The following is a 15,050-nucleotide window of genomic DNA, read 5'->3' on the forward strand; positions in this document are numbered from 1 at the left end:
AACCCAATAGCAAATGAAACTACAAAGCATATACCTGCTGTTAGTTCCGGCTTTGCTGTCGGTATCAAGTTGTTCAGACCCGGAGCATTCCGGGTTTGAGCAAGTGCCGATCGAATTGCGTGCATCAGGAAACGGAGAGGTAGACACGAAAGCAGATTATCAGGAAATAACTGAATCTTTCGAAACAACCATCTTTGCCTCCAAACGCGATGGTATCTATACCGGCATACCGTCCAACGCTGACCCCGACGAATGGCAGAAAAACGCAACTGTCAATATAGGCGGTTCAGTTTCATTGCCCGGTAATCCTTCTTATCCGGAAAACGGTGATTGGATCTATCTGGTAGCCGTTGCCCCGGAAACGTCTACATACAACAGTTCCAACGGCTCTGTATCTTATAAGCTTACAGGCCAAATCGATCTGATGTATGCCGCGCAAATCCAGGGTAACCGATGGGATGGAAGCCGTTTCAGCAATACGGATAACACAAAAGACATCCCGCTTGAATACGCCCACCTGCTTACCCAACTGAAGTTTAAGGCACAGAAGATTACTGCGGACGGATTGCCTGTAAAAGTGAAGAAGATTACCGTAAAAGGAAAGAAAGACGTGAGTGTCGACTTGGCTTCCGGTAAAACAACTTTCAGTGGTGATGATGCCGATTTAACGCTGGAATTAAAGGATGGAGGAACAGAGATCACAGAAACAACAGCTACCGAACTGGATGGTTGTCTTTTATTGCCCCCGTTAACTTCCGGAGCTTATAAATTGACCGTCGAAACCTCTATCGGCACATTTGAAGACCTCGCCATCACTTTCGAGTCAGTTGGGGAAGATCCTTCCGGCAGCAATCATTTTGCCTCAGGTCATTCTTACGAAATCACCCTCAATATCGGCGACCGCGAGTTAGAGATCCTTTCCATCACCGTAGCCCAATGGACTACCGTTAAGCAGGATGGTGATCTGGAACTGGTGAAATAACCGATAAACGCAATTAATTAGTAAACAACATTCAAAAAGGAAACGAAATGAAACAACAGAAATTACAAATATCCTATCTACTCCTTGCCGCCCTTCTCGGCACAAGCTGTAGCAACGAAAACGACCCCATAACCCCCATCGACAAAACCGACGCCATCGAACTCGGCATCACCGCCGGGGTGTCGCTGACGAAGAGTGCGATAAATGGGGGAGCACAAAGCGGAACTAGTAGTGAAATGCAAAGTTTAGCTGTTTATGCAGTAGGGGGAACGGGTTCTTATGCGAACGGGAATAATTATGCAATTTATACATCAAAAGCAGAAGGTTGGACAAGAAATGGTGATGATAATAAAATCCTTTTGACTAACGAAGTAGCTACAATTTATGCTTATCATCCGGCATATAAACCTAAAACCGGAGGTGTTATGATCGGAACGGAAGCATTAACGGTAAATGGTGGAACTCCTTCAGCAGATGCAACAGTTAATATCTCTGTTTTCCCCGGAACTGAGAGTCTTGATACAGATAACAAATATCCTAGGGATATTAATAATGCAGATAAAACATGGCAGACAAATGCCTGGAAAACAAATAATACTACTGGTGCTAGTAAAATAATCTCTGCTCCCGGTGAAATAGATTATATGTATGCTGTTAAAGCAAGTGGTAATGGAACAGAAGCAGCAACAGCCAGCAATGGTAAAACTGCCAGTAGCCCAACGCCAAATGCCCATCAAGTATCTTTAGATATGAAACACGCCTTATCAATGGTCAGTTTCCGTATTTATAACGACGGTACTTATGCAAACACCGGTAAACTGACAAAGATCAAGTTAAGTAATGTTAGTAGTGGTACTGCTTTAAGTACCGGAACAATTCCGACAATGAAGATAAACGACGGTACTGTTGTCCCAAATACAGCAGCAGCAGCTACCTATACTCGCTTTATTGATAATGGTTATATGATCATAAAGAAAGGAACACCGGCATCAGTATCAGTAGCAACAAGTGAAGATGATGCCAGGGATGGCTCTAAAAAATTCAGTATCCTGGTTTTACCACATAACGGGGCAAAAGATCAGATACAGGTAACATTTACCATTGATGGTGCTGATTATGCTATTCCGTTGGCATCAAATAGCAATTCTGTAGACTGGAAGGCTGGAAACAATTATCTCTATACAGCGAAGTTAAGTGGTAAGGACTTATCCATCACTAGTGTTAATGTGGCTGGATGGACTGCTCAAACAGGTGGAACTCTTGCTGTCAACTAACATTATACCGTAACGAAAGTAATCTTTTCCCCGCGCAAAAGGGGAAAAGTTACATTACAAACGATTTAAACAATAGATAACAACATGAAACTATATAAGTACCTACTACTAATAACCCCTTTGTTTGCCATCCAATCCTGCTCAAAGGAGATTGGAGAAGACCCGAAAGCCCCTGTCGGATTGGAACCCCGTATTGCCGGAGTATCCCTCATTACCCGTGGAGGAGCCAGTGATGCCAAAGCTATCCAGACTCTGGGGATTTATGCCGTCAACAAAAAATCAGGCGAAACCACTTACGGAGTTTCCCCCACAGGTACTTATCGCAAATACAACCTGGAAGGTGGTAATGCCAGCCCTGCTGGAGACACAGAAACGTTATGGTTGAATCAAGAGCAAGCTATCATCTTCTCTTATCACCCGATCGTGTCCGGTGTTGCTGTAACCGCTGGGGGAAATGGCACAACTCCCGTCCCAACCATTACAATCCAGGCATCAGCCATTAAACCAGAACAAACCATTACGAAGACAGAAAGTAATAACATCTATGATTTCGCTCTCCCTGTTAATGACTATATGTATGGTGTAGAATACGATAACAACCAATCATCCGAAGCCAATAAATACCTTTCAACCCAACCCATAGCCGACAACGGCCACCAGTTGGGCGATGTAATTCCCAAAGGTCGTGAAGTCGCCATCGGCCTTAAACATGCCTTTGCCCAGGTTTCTTTTATAGTCAAACGGGGCGATGCCTATAAAGGTGCGGCTAAGGTCACCAAAGTAACCCATACCCGCAACATGCCAACATTAAAAGCCGACAACACCACAACCATGAACCTGACTGACGGAGCACTGAACAATCTGGCAGGCGTAACGGAAAAAACATATTTATATACGTTTAATGATGGCGTAGCCCCGACACTTTCCTCCATCTCCGGAGGTATAACCCTTACCAACTATGTAATACCGTACAGCACTACTTCCGATCAATCCAAGCTCGTAGTAATAGTTGACGGCAAAGATATGACACTATTGCCCTATACCGACCCTGCGTGGGAAGCCGGTAATATCTATACCTATACAATCATAATCAACCCGACAGGCCTTACCCTGGATGGGTTTAATATAACGGGCTGGGACGATGAATCGCTACCGGACGTCAATGTCTAATGAAAAAAATAAAGAATAAGAATATGAAACACATCGCAAACAAAATCACGACAGCAGGACTCGGACTCCTGTTAGTCGGCTGTACCGGACAGGAGTTGCCGGATGACGGTCGGGGAGTAGTCTCCCTGCAACCGCACTTCCTGACCGGCACGACTGACACTCGTTCCCTGGTAAACGGTACCGCCTCTGCAACCGGCAAAGGTAATATCCATCAGGTGAACCTGTATGTTACTAAAAAAGCGGATAATGCAATCTATCCGGGTATCACCAATGGCACGGTAAACGGCCTTTCGCAATTTACCTATGACGGTACAGCGTGGACGGGCAATCCTACGGTTAATCTTCATAACGAGGAAGCTCGTATTTATGCTTATTATCCGGTAAATGTAAATCCTACGCATGTTGCCGGTGCTGATACACATACCATTCCGGTAACAGGTATAACCGCTACCCAGACCTTTAACGGAGCAAACACTTGGGTGTGTAATGTGACGGATTATTTATATGGCTCAACCAAACAAGATGCCGACGAGCAGATTATCGCCAGCAACCAATCGTTTGAACCTGCCATCTGGTTGCGTCATGCGTTGGCACAGGTCGTGTTTAAGATGCAAAGTGCTTCCGGACGTCCGGTAGATGCATACGATTACATCAAAAAGATCACGATGAAGACAACCGGTAGCCCTTCTTTCCTGACCGGTTCGGGAACGATGCAACTCAAAGATGGGGTGATGTCACTCAACGGTGGAGATATTAAGGAATTAACTTTTACACCGTCGGCCAATCCTGTTCAATGTGGTGCGAACAGCCAGTCTAAAGTAGTTGCCTACGGATTAGTAGCTCCTTTGTCTTCCGCATTATCAAACGTTACTTTAACGATTGATCTGGGAGATAAAAGCTCCGATACGAATAAACGAATATTGAGCGTAAAAAACGCAGGGTTTAATGTACAATGGTTAAAAGGGAAACGATATGTTTATAATCTAACCCTGACTAACCGTGAGATTGTGGTGAACGAGATCAAGATTACTCCCTGGACAGATGAAAACGGAACTGGTGATCTTCGCCCGGATGGCTTCTAAAAGATAATATACAATGAATATGATAAAAGAAAAAAACAAACAATGGCTATCTCTGCTGGTAGGAATTTCCCTGCTGACAGGTCTGGTCGCCTGCACTGGTGAGACTATGCTGTCTCCATCCGGAGAGGGAAAGCCTGTCATTGTGAATGCCGAAATAAACAGCGACCAACCGGTTACGGAGATAACCCGCGCGCAGATTGAAGAAAATACGTATGACAGATCGACATTTATTGCTAGCGACAAAATACGTATTACAAGAACAACTCTGGCAAATAGAAGTGAGGCGGCAGATTATCAGCTGGACGAAGACGGTCAGTGGACATCAACCAGTACACCGCTCACTTTACTGGCCGGAGCTTCTTATCAGGCCGTTTACCCGGCAGGTAATGATGCCGTAATTATATACGACCAGTCGTCGGTCGATAATTACATAAAAAGTAACCGGCTTGTCTCTGCTAGTATAAAGGCTCCCGAAACGGATAAACTGAAGTTTGTTTTCGATCATCAGAATACTAAGTTGACTCTTGAGTTTAATCCAAAGGTATCAGGTGCAATACCCGCAGATTTCAGTTTTCAAGTGAGTGCACCCGGCCTTCGAACAGGTGGTGCAGACTCTGAACCCATTAAGTTGTTTCGCCCCAATGATGAAGCTCTGACCTGGTGCGGAATCGTTTTCCCTAAAAATGCGGAAACAACGATCACCGTCACGTTGACTTACAATGGGGTAAACTATAATTCTACTTTCAAATGCCTGCTGTCACCAAAGACGCATTACAAGTACACCTTGAGTATTCATAATAATATTCTTGTACCGGAAGCGAATGAAATACTCGGATGGACAGATGAAATTAATTATACAGGACCTATAGAATAAACAGCTATGAGTGGACTGAATATAAAAACAGTTTATTTGGCAGGTTACCTGCTTTTGTCGTTGGCAGCCTGTAGCAGTGAAGAACGGCTGAATACCGGGGAAGGAGAGGAGCATCTTCTTGAGATTGGGGCTTCTATATCCGAACCTGTTGTAAGTAGGGCACTGGGAGCGGTCAATTATGAGAAATCTTCGTTTGTTGAAAATGATATAATCAAGATTGGTACATCAGCAGATAATCTTAGTGCAGGCGGAACTTCCTATACATATACAAATAATTCCGGGACATTGCGATGGCTTCCTACAGGTGGTGGAGATGGCATAACAACAAACGGTACTGGGGATTATTATGCATCTTACGACCCTAAAGATTATACCGGAATCCTGGCAAATCAGAGTACAGTGAATGCTTATCAGCAAAGCAATCGGCTGATCACTGCTGCAACCGCTGTCTCCGGGAATAAGGTAAACTTCTCTTTTTATCCGGCAGCCTCAAAGATTACGGTTACTGTCGAATATAAGGATGATCTTCATGTAGGTGAAAGTGTTCAGCTAGTAGGAAATAATTTGTACGGAGCATCAACATCCGATCCCGTAACTTTATATCCTGTGACTTCGACCGGTAAAAAGCATGTGTATGTCGCTATTGTTTACCCGGGAAGTAAACAATATAGAATTAAAGTCACCAGTAAGGCAACTGAAGCAAGTGAGGGGGTTGCAATAACATTCCCGAAGGAAGATACTTCTGCTGAATCACGAACTCTTCAAGCCGGCTATAATTACACCTATAACTTCACCTCTACCTTCGGGTTGATTCTGAACAGCGTAAGTGTGGAAGGCTTTCAACCTGGTACAGGAAATGGTACAGAAAATAACTGGGGAGCATCCTGATATTAAAACAACATGAATTATGAATAGAACGATATTATTTAAAACATTTCTACTGGTAACCTGCATGGGGTGCACCGGTAATTTACCGGAAAATAACGGTAACGCACTCCAACTGAGTGCTGTATCGGTAGACGAGGGGAGCATATCGAAAGGGGGAACAGGAACGGTAACATCCATCGATAATGTTTGTGTGTATGTCGCCAAGGATGATTATAAGCCGTATGATGAGACTGCGCCTTCATTGGTTTTTACGAATAAGGCAGGTAACTGGACTTCCGATAAAGCGGTTATAATGCAGAATGGTGTAAACGCAAAGGTTTACGGTGCATTTCCGGCTGATGCCGGGATAACAAATGATAACGGCAACTTGAAAGTCGACGTAGAAGTCTTGAAAGGAGGCGATAATACATTGGATTTTCTGGGAAGCCAGCAATCTGATTACTTATATTCGGCAGAAGTTTCAGCTTCTTATAGTGCCAGAACGATTTCACTAACCATGAAACATGCTATGGCGAAAGTAAGTTTCCGGATAGTAAAAGGGGCTGATGTTTCCGAAACCTTGCTGTTAAAGCAGGTGAAGATTTTAAGTAACACCAACCTATTGCAAGCAGGTTCGGGATATATGTTGCTAAACACTACAACTGGTGCCGCAACCCTGAACGGTCTTGCTTCAACCTCCCAGATAACAATGGACAGTGGTAGTAGTAATAGAACAGAATTGCAGATAAATCAATCGTCACCCAATGTGACCTGTCTGGTCGCCCCGATGAGTACGTCCGAATCTGTTCTCTCGTTCAGTATTACTGTGGCTAAAGAGGGGGATACTTTGGAGCGTACGTTCACCACTTCTTCTATTTCTCCTGCTGTAAAATGGGAGGCCGGTTTTCATTATACTTACCGGATCACTGTCAACAAAATGAGTGGTGATGTGGATGGTGTGCTGATTGAAGACTGGCAGAACGATGCCAGCCAAAATACAAGTGTAGGTATCTGATAACTAAAAAACAGAATGATATGAAAATGATAAATAAACTGATAATCTCGCTTAGCTGCATTTTGCTGGCCGGATGCAACGGCAGTTTGCCGGACTCCGGTGAGCAACAGGGAGAAGGGGAGCCGATAGAGCTTTCTTTCAACTTATATAATGCAGTAGTATCCAAGGCGGATGAGAAAACAAAGCCCACGGTAAAGATGGCTGTAGGAACAGCCTTCCGGATTTATGCTTTCAAAGCCGGTGAAACAGATCTTACGAAGCCTATAGCATCGGCAGTATACACCGTTAAGGATGAGAATGGTAAATCGGAAGGTAACTTATCGCTTTATCGTGGAAGTTACGACTTCTACATGATTTCCAACAATACAAATACTGCTCCGGTACTGGATTCGGGTGCTAATTCCATAACAGTTGATAATGGAAACGACTTTATGTATAATATCATCACCAATGAAGTTATACAGCCCGAAAAGCCCGGTGAGAATAAGATGACAGTATCGCTGCGAACTCCGTTTAGCCGCTTAGGGGCAAAAATCGATCTATCGGTGAAAGCAAAATCTAATTCACCCGTACCGGTTTCGGATTTAAAGGTCCAGAGTATAACAATTAAGAATTTGTCTTCACCGTTATGTTACAAATTAGGAGAAAAAGATTGGAGTACGGATAATAATCCTTCATATACAGAGACTAACGAGCATATGGTAACTGGATTCAGTATGCCCGAGTTTGCTACACAACCACATGATAATCTTAATCCTGTAGTTTTATTACCTGTGGATGGTTTAACCGATTTATTATTTGAACTGGTTCTGAATGTTACCTATACAGGAAAAGACAATAACGGTCAGGTTATCATTCTTTCTGATAACTTTACTTATAAGGCTTCTGTTTCCAAAGCATTAATAACAGGGATGAGATATAAATTTGATTTTACGCTGACATTCTTCGGAATCCTTAAACCTGGAGATATGACGGTTTCTTTGTTGGACTATACTGAAGAAGATCTGTCTACAGATCAAGTAGGTGAATAAAAAAGAGCTTATGAAAAATAAAATAATAGTATATGTACCGGTATTACTGACATTCATTTCATGTCTTTTTACCACCGGTTGTAGTTCTTCAGAAGAAGATACATCTAATGATGGTTTTCGGTTTTGTGTACAGCGGCCTCAATCTATAGATGTAGAAACGAAAGCTGTTTTAGGAGATGCTAGTGAATCAACAGAGATTTCAAATGCATGGATTGTCCAATATAATTCGGGAAGTGATAATATTCTTAATTGTCGATATATAACAGATGGATTTACAGGTAAAGAAAATGGATATTTGTTAGAGATAAAAACAGCAGATGATGCCTTTTCTAAAATTGCAAGTGATTTTTATATTATACTAAATGGTGGGGAGATATTGAATGATTTTCAAGAAAGCGCTGAACATACCAGGGCTGATTTGCTAAAGAAAACTTGTCCTATATCATTAAATAGCGGAAGTCCCAATATTGGTGCCCGACCTTTTTTATTAACAGCCGGGCCAGCTCCATATACGATGACAGCAGAAGAAGAGAAGGTTGTATTAGTATCTCGCGTCTACAGAGCTTATGCCAAGTTAACATTGAATGTAAAGTTTCCAACAAATTCAAATGATTTCTTTGAAGTGAGTGAAGCCACAATAACTAATATTCCTAAAAATATGGCTTTATATGCCGGAGGAGGAGGTAATGCTAATTATCCGGATATCAATGATATAGAAACAGATCCGATAATATTATCCAGTGTTAGTACAAATGGAGGACCAGTAAGTTTCTACATGCCTGAAAATATCCGGGGAACAGGAAGTTCACTTACATTCCAGGGAAAGAATATCGTGAGCAATGGCCCCGGTGGTAATCTGAACGGCTGTACTTATCTGACGCTAAAAGGCAAATATTATTATAATAAAACTCAGTCGGGTGGAAATTATGTCCAAGATCCGATCGATGTAGAATATCGTTTCTATCTAGGTTCTAACCTGACTAACGACTATAATATTCGCCGGGATCATCATTACAAACTGACGGTTAATATAACAGGTGCCAATAGCGCCGACCTGCGTGTCACCATCACCAACGGCAATGTCGCCGTATTCGACGAAGTAGAAACAATAGAAAATAAAGTAGATTTTTAGTATCATGAATAAATCAGAGTTTTCAAAAAGTATAATAGAGTAGGGGACGTTAGAATACGTCCCCTGTTTTTTCCCATCTGATAAAGAAATATATTTACCAGGTTGTCTGGAATATTTTAACCGCTATCAATGCCAGAATATTTTTGCATTTCCTGGCGATTGACATTTTATTCGAGGTCATCGGAATTATAGCTTTCGAAATTTTCTTTTTCACAACCTGATTTCTACGCTTTGTCTCTACCTTTTCCGGTTTGATTTCAGAATTGCGTATCAGGTTGTTAAGCATGTTATCGGCAGCCCTGTCTATCTTGGAAACAGATAACTTCCCGAGGTAAATTTCTGTTGTCTGCAACGACATGTGTCCCAGCGACTGGCTGATAACGCCAATCTCGGTACCCGCTTCCAGCATCATTGACGCCCAACTGTGACGCATCACATAAGTAGTAAGCGGATGGAGATATCCCCGTGCTTCTCCGATCTCGTTCAAATAACGGTTGGTACGATGCAGAGCCGACTGAGCACTAACGTAGCCAACGCCTTGCATTTTCTCATGTAGGAACGGAAACAACCAGGGATTATATTTCTGCCTGTACATACGTATGATCCTGACCATTTCCGGAGTGATCTTTACTTGCAGGGAAGCTCCGGTTTTACTACGCCTGTAATGTAAATAATCATCTTTAATGTTCTCCTGCCGCATATTGAACGCATCGATAAAACACATTCCCCGGGCATAAAACAAGAATAGCGCCAGATGTAAAGCAGAAGCCAGGTGAGGGGTTGCAGAGAGGTCAAGTTCAGACAGTCTCTTAATCTCTTCCTTGGGAAGTGCTCTTTTGCGGGTAGAGGGTACTTTTATATGCAAAGTCGTAAAAGGATTGCCGGCTGGCGGCATAAATCGTAATTCTTTTACAACCTTGTTATACATGGCTCTCAAATTGCGCAGATAAAAGTCCTGACTGCCCGGGGTAAGGGTAGTGTTTTTGGAACGTTCATTTTGCATGAGCCATAGTAGATACTGTTGTATCATACTAGGGGTAAAATCAGCTATTGTGACCTGGTTTACTTTGCGGCCAAGAAAGGCCGATAATTTGTTCCAGGAACTCTGATAATTTGCAGCTGTTCTTTCTTTACCTGCTTCAGCTTTGATACGAATCAACTTTTCGAAGCAATCACGTAAGAGTGGATAACTCTCATTTGTCTCATAATTTATCATAATCGTAATTTTTAGTCTGACAAAAATGCATGTAATTCGTAGGATGTCTAGGATATAACATAACAAAAACAGCTTCTGTAGGTTGAAAAAGGAGCAAAAAAACTTTTTTTCAAATAATCCGGTAAGCTGATAGGGGTATTTTCATTTTCTCTGTCTCATATATAAAGTTGAACTAAAAATGGAAAAAAATGGAAACAACAGAAAGAGAAAATCAAGCACCCATGTTGTGGTACTGGAGTATTCCTGAGAATGGAATGGATATGGAAGATTGCGAAAAAATAGCAAAGGAAAACCGAACTAATCGACAGAATAACAAATACATGGATATGTATATCGCGTTTGTATAGAGGCTATATATACATCAGGACAAAAAGGCATGTAGAGTATCAACCGAGATACATACATGCCTTTTTAACATTTATTAGCATATGATCCTGAAACATAAATAATAAGCGCTTTGTTATAATATCGAATAAAATATAGTTCTCATGCGAGAATAATATTTCTGGATCTTATACATGCTAGAAAGAAAATAACAGAAATTTATTCTGTATTCAGAACTAAATAAACCTTATCATTGTTATAATGATAAACAGGACTTACAAGATTCTGTAATAATTATGTTAGTAGTATTTGTTTTTTCATATAAGTAGAGTTTGTTATTTGTTTGGTCCGTATGTAACTGTGAAGTTATATACGGATTTTTTATTGCCTGTATGCTTTTATTACCGATATGTGGCTCTGGATATCTTTATTCTAGTATTATTTATAATTCCCATTATGTTTAATAGGTGTTTGTAAACTCTCTATCTATCGTTTATTTCCCTTTGAGATCCCCGATCAACACAAATTTTTTCAACATTTATTATCTAAAGAGTGTTGTATGTTAAATAACTGTTCTATCTTCGCGGCGCGATGAAAAAAGTATTACTGATATTATCATTTCTGTTTCTGCTATTGCTAAATATGCAGGTAAAACTTGAAGATAAAGATATTTTATCTCCACAGGAAATGACTTTCATCTGCAATAACGTAAAACACCCATTACAGGACGAATTAAAAAATTACGACTTAAACCAGGGACATAATACAACCTATTGTCTTACTACCCGTACGTTAGTTATCTCCACAAGATGTGAGCGTCCGTTTAAAGTAACAACCCGACTTCTCGAACTATTTCTGCAAAAGGAACAAAAGATACTGAATAAAGTCTCTGAAACCTTTTTAATAACACAATCTATAAAATTCTCCACTCTTCGTATGCGATCAGGCCATTGGGTCTACGTGTTGCGAAAAATAATTATTTAGCTTATCTCTTTTGATTATTTCTATTTATTGTCTGCGTGCGATTGCAGACAGTGACTAATCGTGTGCCTATATGGCATATTATATCAGATATTAAATTAAATAATTATGTTAAGTCTATTACTTTCTACCCTGGAAATGATGGCTCTGACCTTCATTATTGGGTTTATAGCGGCCGGTGTGATCAAACTTATTTCAGTTTGGGCCGATTCTCTGGAGTTTCATCATAGTGAAGAACTTTCACAATTTAGCAAACTCAATAAGTTGCGTGCCAAGATTGGTGAAATACTCGGGTTGGATTCCGTTAACGAAGAAGAACAAACGGATGATGAACGCGAAGAATTCCGTCAAGGTGTAAACAGCGACCTTCTTCATATAAAACCTTCCGGATATTATCATGGTGTAAGCCACGGTGCTTCTCATTTGGATCTGATGGATTATTATTATCCACAGGATACTCGTATTATGTATCTGAAGAAAAAAGAACAGATGATAAGAAAAAGCAATACAAACAAAGAAGAAAATCCTTCTACCGATAAATAAAAGACAGATATGGAAAACGTTGATTTTTTAAGTTTGTTCCAGGGATTTGGAACAATGGTTGCCGGTGGATGGGTACTGGCAGTAGCTCGTGTTTTTTTGATTACTCTTGGCGGCCTACTCGTGTATTTAGGCTGGAAAGGAGTTTTGGAACCTATGGTAATGATCCCTATGGGATTAGGTATGGTTGCGATCAATTGTGGTACGCTGATGATGCCTGAAGGTGGCCTGGGAAACCTGTTTCTGGATCCGATGCTTTCTAATACGGACGAATTAATGAATACGATGCAGATTGATTTTCTCCAACCTGTATATACGCTTACCTTTAGTAATGGCTTGATAGCCTGTTTTGTGTTTATGGGAATCGGGACTTTGCTGGATGTCGGCTTTTTGCTTCAGAAACCATTTGCCAGTCTTTTTCTGGCTCTTTGTGCCGAACTGGGAACCTTCCTGACAGTTCCTATTGCCAGTGCATTCGGTTTGTCTTTAAAGGAAAGTGCTTCTGTTGCTATGGTTGGCGGTGCTGACGGCCCGATGGTTCTGTTTACGTCATTGATTTTGGCAAAACATTTGTTTGTTCCTATTACGGTAGTTGCTTACTTGTATCTGGGACTGACTTACGGAGGATATCCTTACCTGGTAAAACTCCTGATCCCGCAACGGTTGCGTGCTATAAAGATGACGACTACCAAGCCGCCTAAGAATTATGATGCAAAGGTTAAACTTGCATTTGCCGTTATTTTGTGTGCCGTTTTGAGCTTCTTATTCCCTGTAGCCTCTCCCCTTTTCTTTTCATTGTTCCTGGGAGTTGCCGTTCGTGAATCAGGCATGAAACATATTTATGATTTTGTGAGCGGGCCGTTATTGTATGGTTCAACTTTCATGTTAGGATTACTGCTCGGTGTATTGTGTGACGCCAAATTGCTTCTCGATCCTAAGATTCTGAAATTACTTGTGTTGGGTGTCACAGCATTGCTTCTTTCCGGTATCGGAGGTATTATGGGCGGTTATATTATGTATTTCATTAAACGCGGCAACTATAACCCGGTAATCGGTATCGCAGCTGTGAGCTGTGTACCTACAACTGCAAAGGTTGCCCAGAAGCTGGTTAGCAAGGAGAATCCGGACTCTTTCATTTTAGGGGATGCCTTAGGCGCCAATATCTCGGGTGTCATTACATCGGCTATTATCACCGGTATTTACATAACGATTATCCCTTATCTGTAAAGACAGGGATCTTCTAAGACAAAAAAATAGCCGTCCCAATCGGGGCGGCTATTTTTGTATTCAATGGAAATGATTATTATTTGTTCATTTCAGCTTCGATAGCTTCCAGTTCCGGGCCCATATTCAGGTTGTAATAGATACCTCTTAAGGCAATCTTATATTCTGATTCATCCGGTTTCAGCTGGTGAGCTTTTTCGAAATAAGGAAGAGCTTTCTTGAAAAGATCTTTAGCTACTGTCAGTTCTTCCTGATATTTCTTGCTGTCGTTGATCATGTTAGCTTCACCCTGTTTGTTTACACCCTGGTTGTAATATACACGGCCAAGACTTGACAGAGATTCAACTGCTTCAGGATTCAGTTCCAATGCTTTTGAGAAGTACTTTTCAGCGTTAGCATAATCCTTCAAACCTGTTTCATAAACCATACCCATTACGTGATACAGCTGTGAATTGTTAGGATCTTTAGCGATAGCTGTATTCAAATATTCGATAGCTTTTTCGTTTCTGCCTGAATAGATGTAGTTGTTGATCAGGTTCATCAGGTAATATTCTTCGTTCGGGAACTTAGCCATACCTTCTTCCAGTACCTTTTCAAAGTTTACAGTGTCTTTAGCCTGCTGATATTCGTAAGCCAGATACTGATAAATATCATTCTGTCTGAAATCTGTGTCTTTTGCACGTTCCAACGCCTTGATAGCCGTAGGAGAATCTCCCAACTGAGTAGCAGCAACAGCAGCATAGAACTGAACAGTCATGAATGTAGAGTCTTTTTCTGCAGTCTGAGTGCCTTCGAACATCGGTAATTCAGAGATTTCCAGATATTGGTTGAAGAAATCGTATGCTTTCTTATAATCTTTCTGATCGAAATAATAAGCACCACCGTTGAAATAATATACGTGGTCAGCACTTAAGATACTCTTGATATCTTTAGAATATTTAGGTTTGATTTTACCTTTTTCATTCGGAAGCTGATCCAGTTCGTAAGCTTTCTTGAAATAAGGAAGGATAGCGATCAATGCATCGTACATAACCGGTTCGTTCGGTTGCTGTCCCAGAATTTGTTTTGTTCTTTCTGCACTGAACTGCTGATCTTCGATAAAACCGGCAACATACCAAGTCTGAGCATCATCCTTTGATTCAGGATTTTCCAATGCTCCCTTGATTAATGCTCTGGCTTCAGTGAAATCAGCCTTGTCTCCTTTTGCTATTCCTTGTGCCTCCTTAACGGCTTTCTTTTGAGCGAAAGAGGCAGATGATGCTGCAACGCATAATGCAACTGTTAATAATAATCGTTTCATTGTGATAGTAATTTGAGATTAATATTTCTATTTGTTTA

At 41.2% G+C, this 15,050-nt stretch carries 14 protein-coding genes; 12 read left to right on the top strand and 2 right to left on the bottom strand.

Translation table 11 applies throughout. The features are described from left to right. Positions 1–13: 13 nt before the first annotated feature. The 9 genes from HMPREF1212_RS10815 to HMPREF1212_RS10855 all read left to right on the top strand — a co-directional run bounded on the left by HMPREF1212_RS10815 (position 14) and on the right by HMPREF1212_RS10855 (position 9,427). Positions 14–982: a fimbrillin family protein gene (locus HMPREF1212_RS10815; protein WP_046149360.1), complete on the top strand. Its 969-nt coding sequence runs from the start codon at positions 14–16 to the stop codon at positions 980–982. A 47-nt stretch (positions 983–1,029) separates the two neighbouring features. Continuing rightward, positions 1,030–2,256, top strand: coding sequence for a fimbrillin family protein (locus HMPREF1212_RS10820; RefSeq protein ID WP_046149361.1), 1,227 nt, complete (start codon positions 1,030–1,032; stop codon positions 2,254–2,256). Between the two features lie 84 nt (positions 2,257–2,340). Next, positions 2,341–3,426: a fimbrillin family protein gene (locus tag HMPREF1212_RS10825; RefSeq protein ID WP_046149362.1), complete on the top strand. Its 1,086-nt coding sequence runs from the start codon at positions 2,341–2,343 to the stop codon at positions 3,424–3,426. 23 nt (positions 3,427–3,449) lie between these two features. Next, complete coding sequence (locus tag HMPREF1212_RS10830; RefSeq protein ID WP_052724971.1) at positions 3,450–4,508, top strand: fimbrillin family protein; 1,059 nt, start codon at positions 3,450–3,452, stop codon at positions 4,506–4,508. Positions 4,509–4,521: 13 nt separating this feature from the next. Further along, complete coding sequence (locus HMPREF1212_RS10835) at positions 4,522–5,382, top strand: fimbrillin family protein (RefSeq protein WP_052724972.1); 861 nt, start codon at positions 4,522–4,524, stop codon at positions 5,380–5,382. 6 nt (positions 5,383–5,388) lie between these two features. Continuing rightward, positions 5,389–6,270 (top strand): fimbrillin family protein, encoded by an 882-nt coding sequence (locus tag HMPREF1212_RS10840; protein WP_052724973.1) that lies wholly within the window; start codon positions 5,389–5,391, stop codon positions 6,268–6,270. Positions 6,271–6,289: 19 nt separating this feature from the next. Next, positions 6,290–7,264 (top strand): fimbrillin family protein, encoded by a 975-nt coding sequence (locus HMPREF1212_RS10845; RefSeq protein WP_052724974.1) that lies wholly within the window; start codon positions 6,290–6,292, stop codon positions 7,262–7,264. A 20-nt stretch (positions 7,265–7,284) separates the two neighbouring features. Then, positions 7,285–8,295: a fimbrillin family protein gene (locus tag HMPREF1212_RS10850; RefSeq protein WP_046149364.1), complete on the top strand. Its 1,011-nt coding sequence runs from the start codon at positions 7,285–7,287 to the stop codon at positions 8,293–8,295. Positions 8,296–8,305: 10 nt separating this feature from the next. Continuing rightward, positions 8,306–9,427, top strand: a complete 1,122-nt coding sequence (locus HMPREF1212_RS10855; protein WP_046149365.1) for a DUF4906 domain-containing protein — start codon at positions 8,306–8,308, stop codon at positions 9,425–9,427. Positions 9,428–9,521: 94 nt separating this feature from the next. Here HMPREF1212_RS10855 and HMPREF1212_RS10860 read toward each other — a convergent pair whose 3' ends face one another. Next, positions 9,522–10,643 (bottom strand): tyrosine-type recombinase/integrase, encoded by a 1,122-nt coding sequence (locus HMPREF1212_RS10860; RefSeq protein ID WP_225608028.1) that lies wholly within the window; start codon positions 10,641–10,643, stop codon positions 9,522–9,524. Between the two features lie 188 nt (positions 10,644–10,831). Here HMPREF1212_RS10860 and HMPREF1212_RS27165 point away from each other — a divergent pair, with 188 nt between their 5' ends. The 3 genes from HMPREF1212_RS27165 to HMPREF1212_RS10875 all read left to right on the top strand — a co-directional run bounded on the left by HMPREF1212_RS27165 (position 10,832) and on the right by HMPREF1212_RS10875 (position 13,715). Then, complete coding sequence (locus tag HMPREF1212_RS27165; protein ID WP_167331518.1) at positions 10,832–10,990, top strand: hypothetical protein; 159 nt, start codon at positions 10,832–10,834, stop codon at positions 10,988–10,990. 1,066 nt (positions 10,991–12,056) lie between these two features. Then, on the top strand, positions 12,057–12,491 hold the full coding sequence (locus HMPREF1212_RS10870) for a hypothetical protein (RefSeq protein WP_046149366.1): 435 nt from the start codon (positions 12,057–12,059) through the stop codon (positions 12,489–12,491). 9 nt (positions 12,492–12,500) lie between these two features. Then, complete coding sequence (locus HMPREF1212_RS10875; protein ID WP_028729297.1) at positions 12,501–13,715, top strand: sodium ion-translocating decarboxylase subunit beta; 1,215 nt, start codon at positions 12,501–12,503, stop codon at positions 13,713–13,715. A 76-nt stretch (positions 13,716–13,791) separates the two neighbouring features. Here the strand turns inward: HMPREF1212_RS10875 and HMPREF1212_RS10880 are convergent, their stop codons facing one another. Beyond that, positions 13,792–15,012 carry a tetratricopeptide repeat protein gene (locus HMPREF1212_RS10880; protein ID WP_046149367.1) on the bottom strand — a complete coding sequence of 407 codons (1,221 nt, stop codon included), beginning with the start codon at positions 15,010–15,012 and terminating at the stop codon, positions 13,792–13,794. Between the last annotated feature and the right edge of the window lie 38 nt (positions 15,013–15,050).

The sequence above is a fragment of the Parabacteroides sp. HGS0025 genome (assembly GCF_000969845.1).
Lineage (GTDB): Bacteria > Bacteroidota > Bacteroidia > Bacteroidales > Tannerellaceae > Parabacteroides > Parabacteroides gordonii.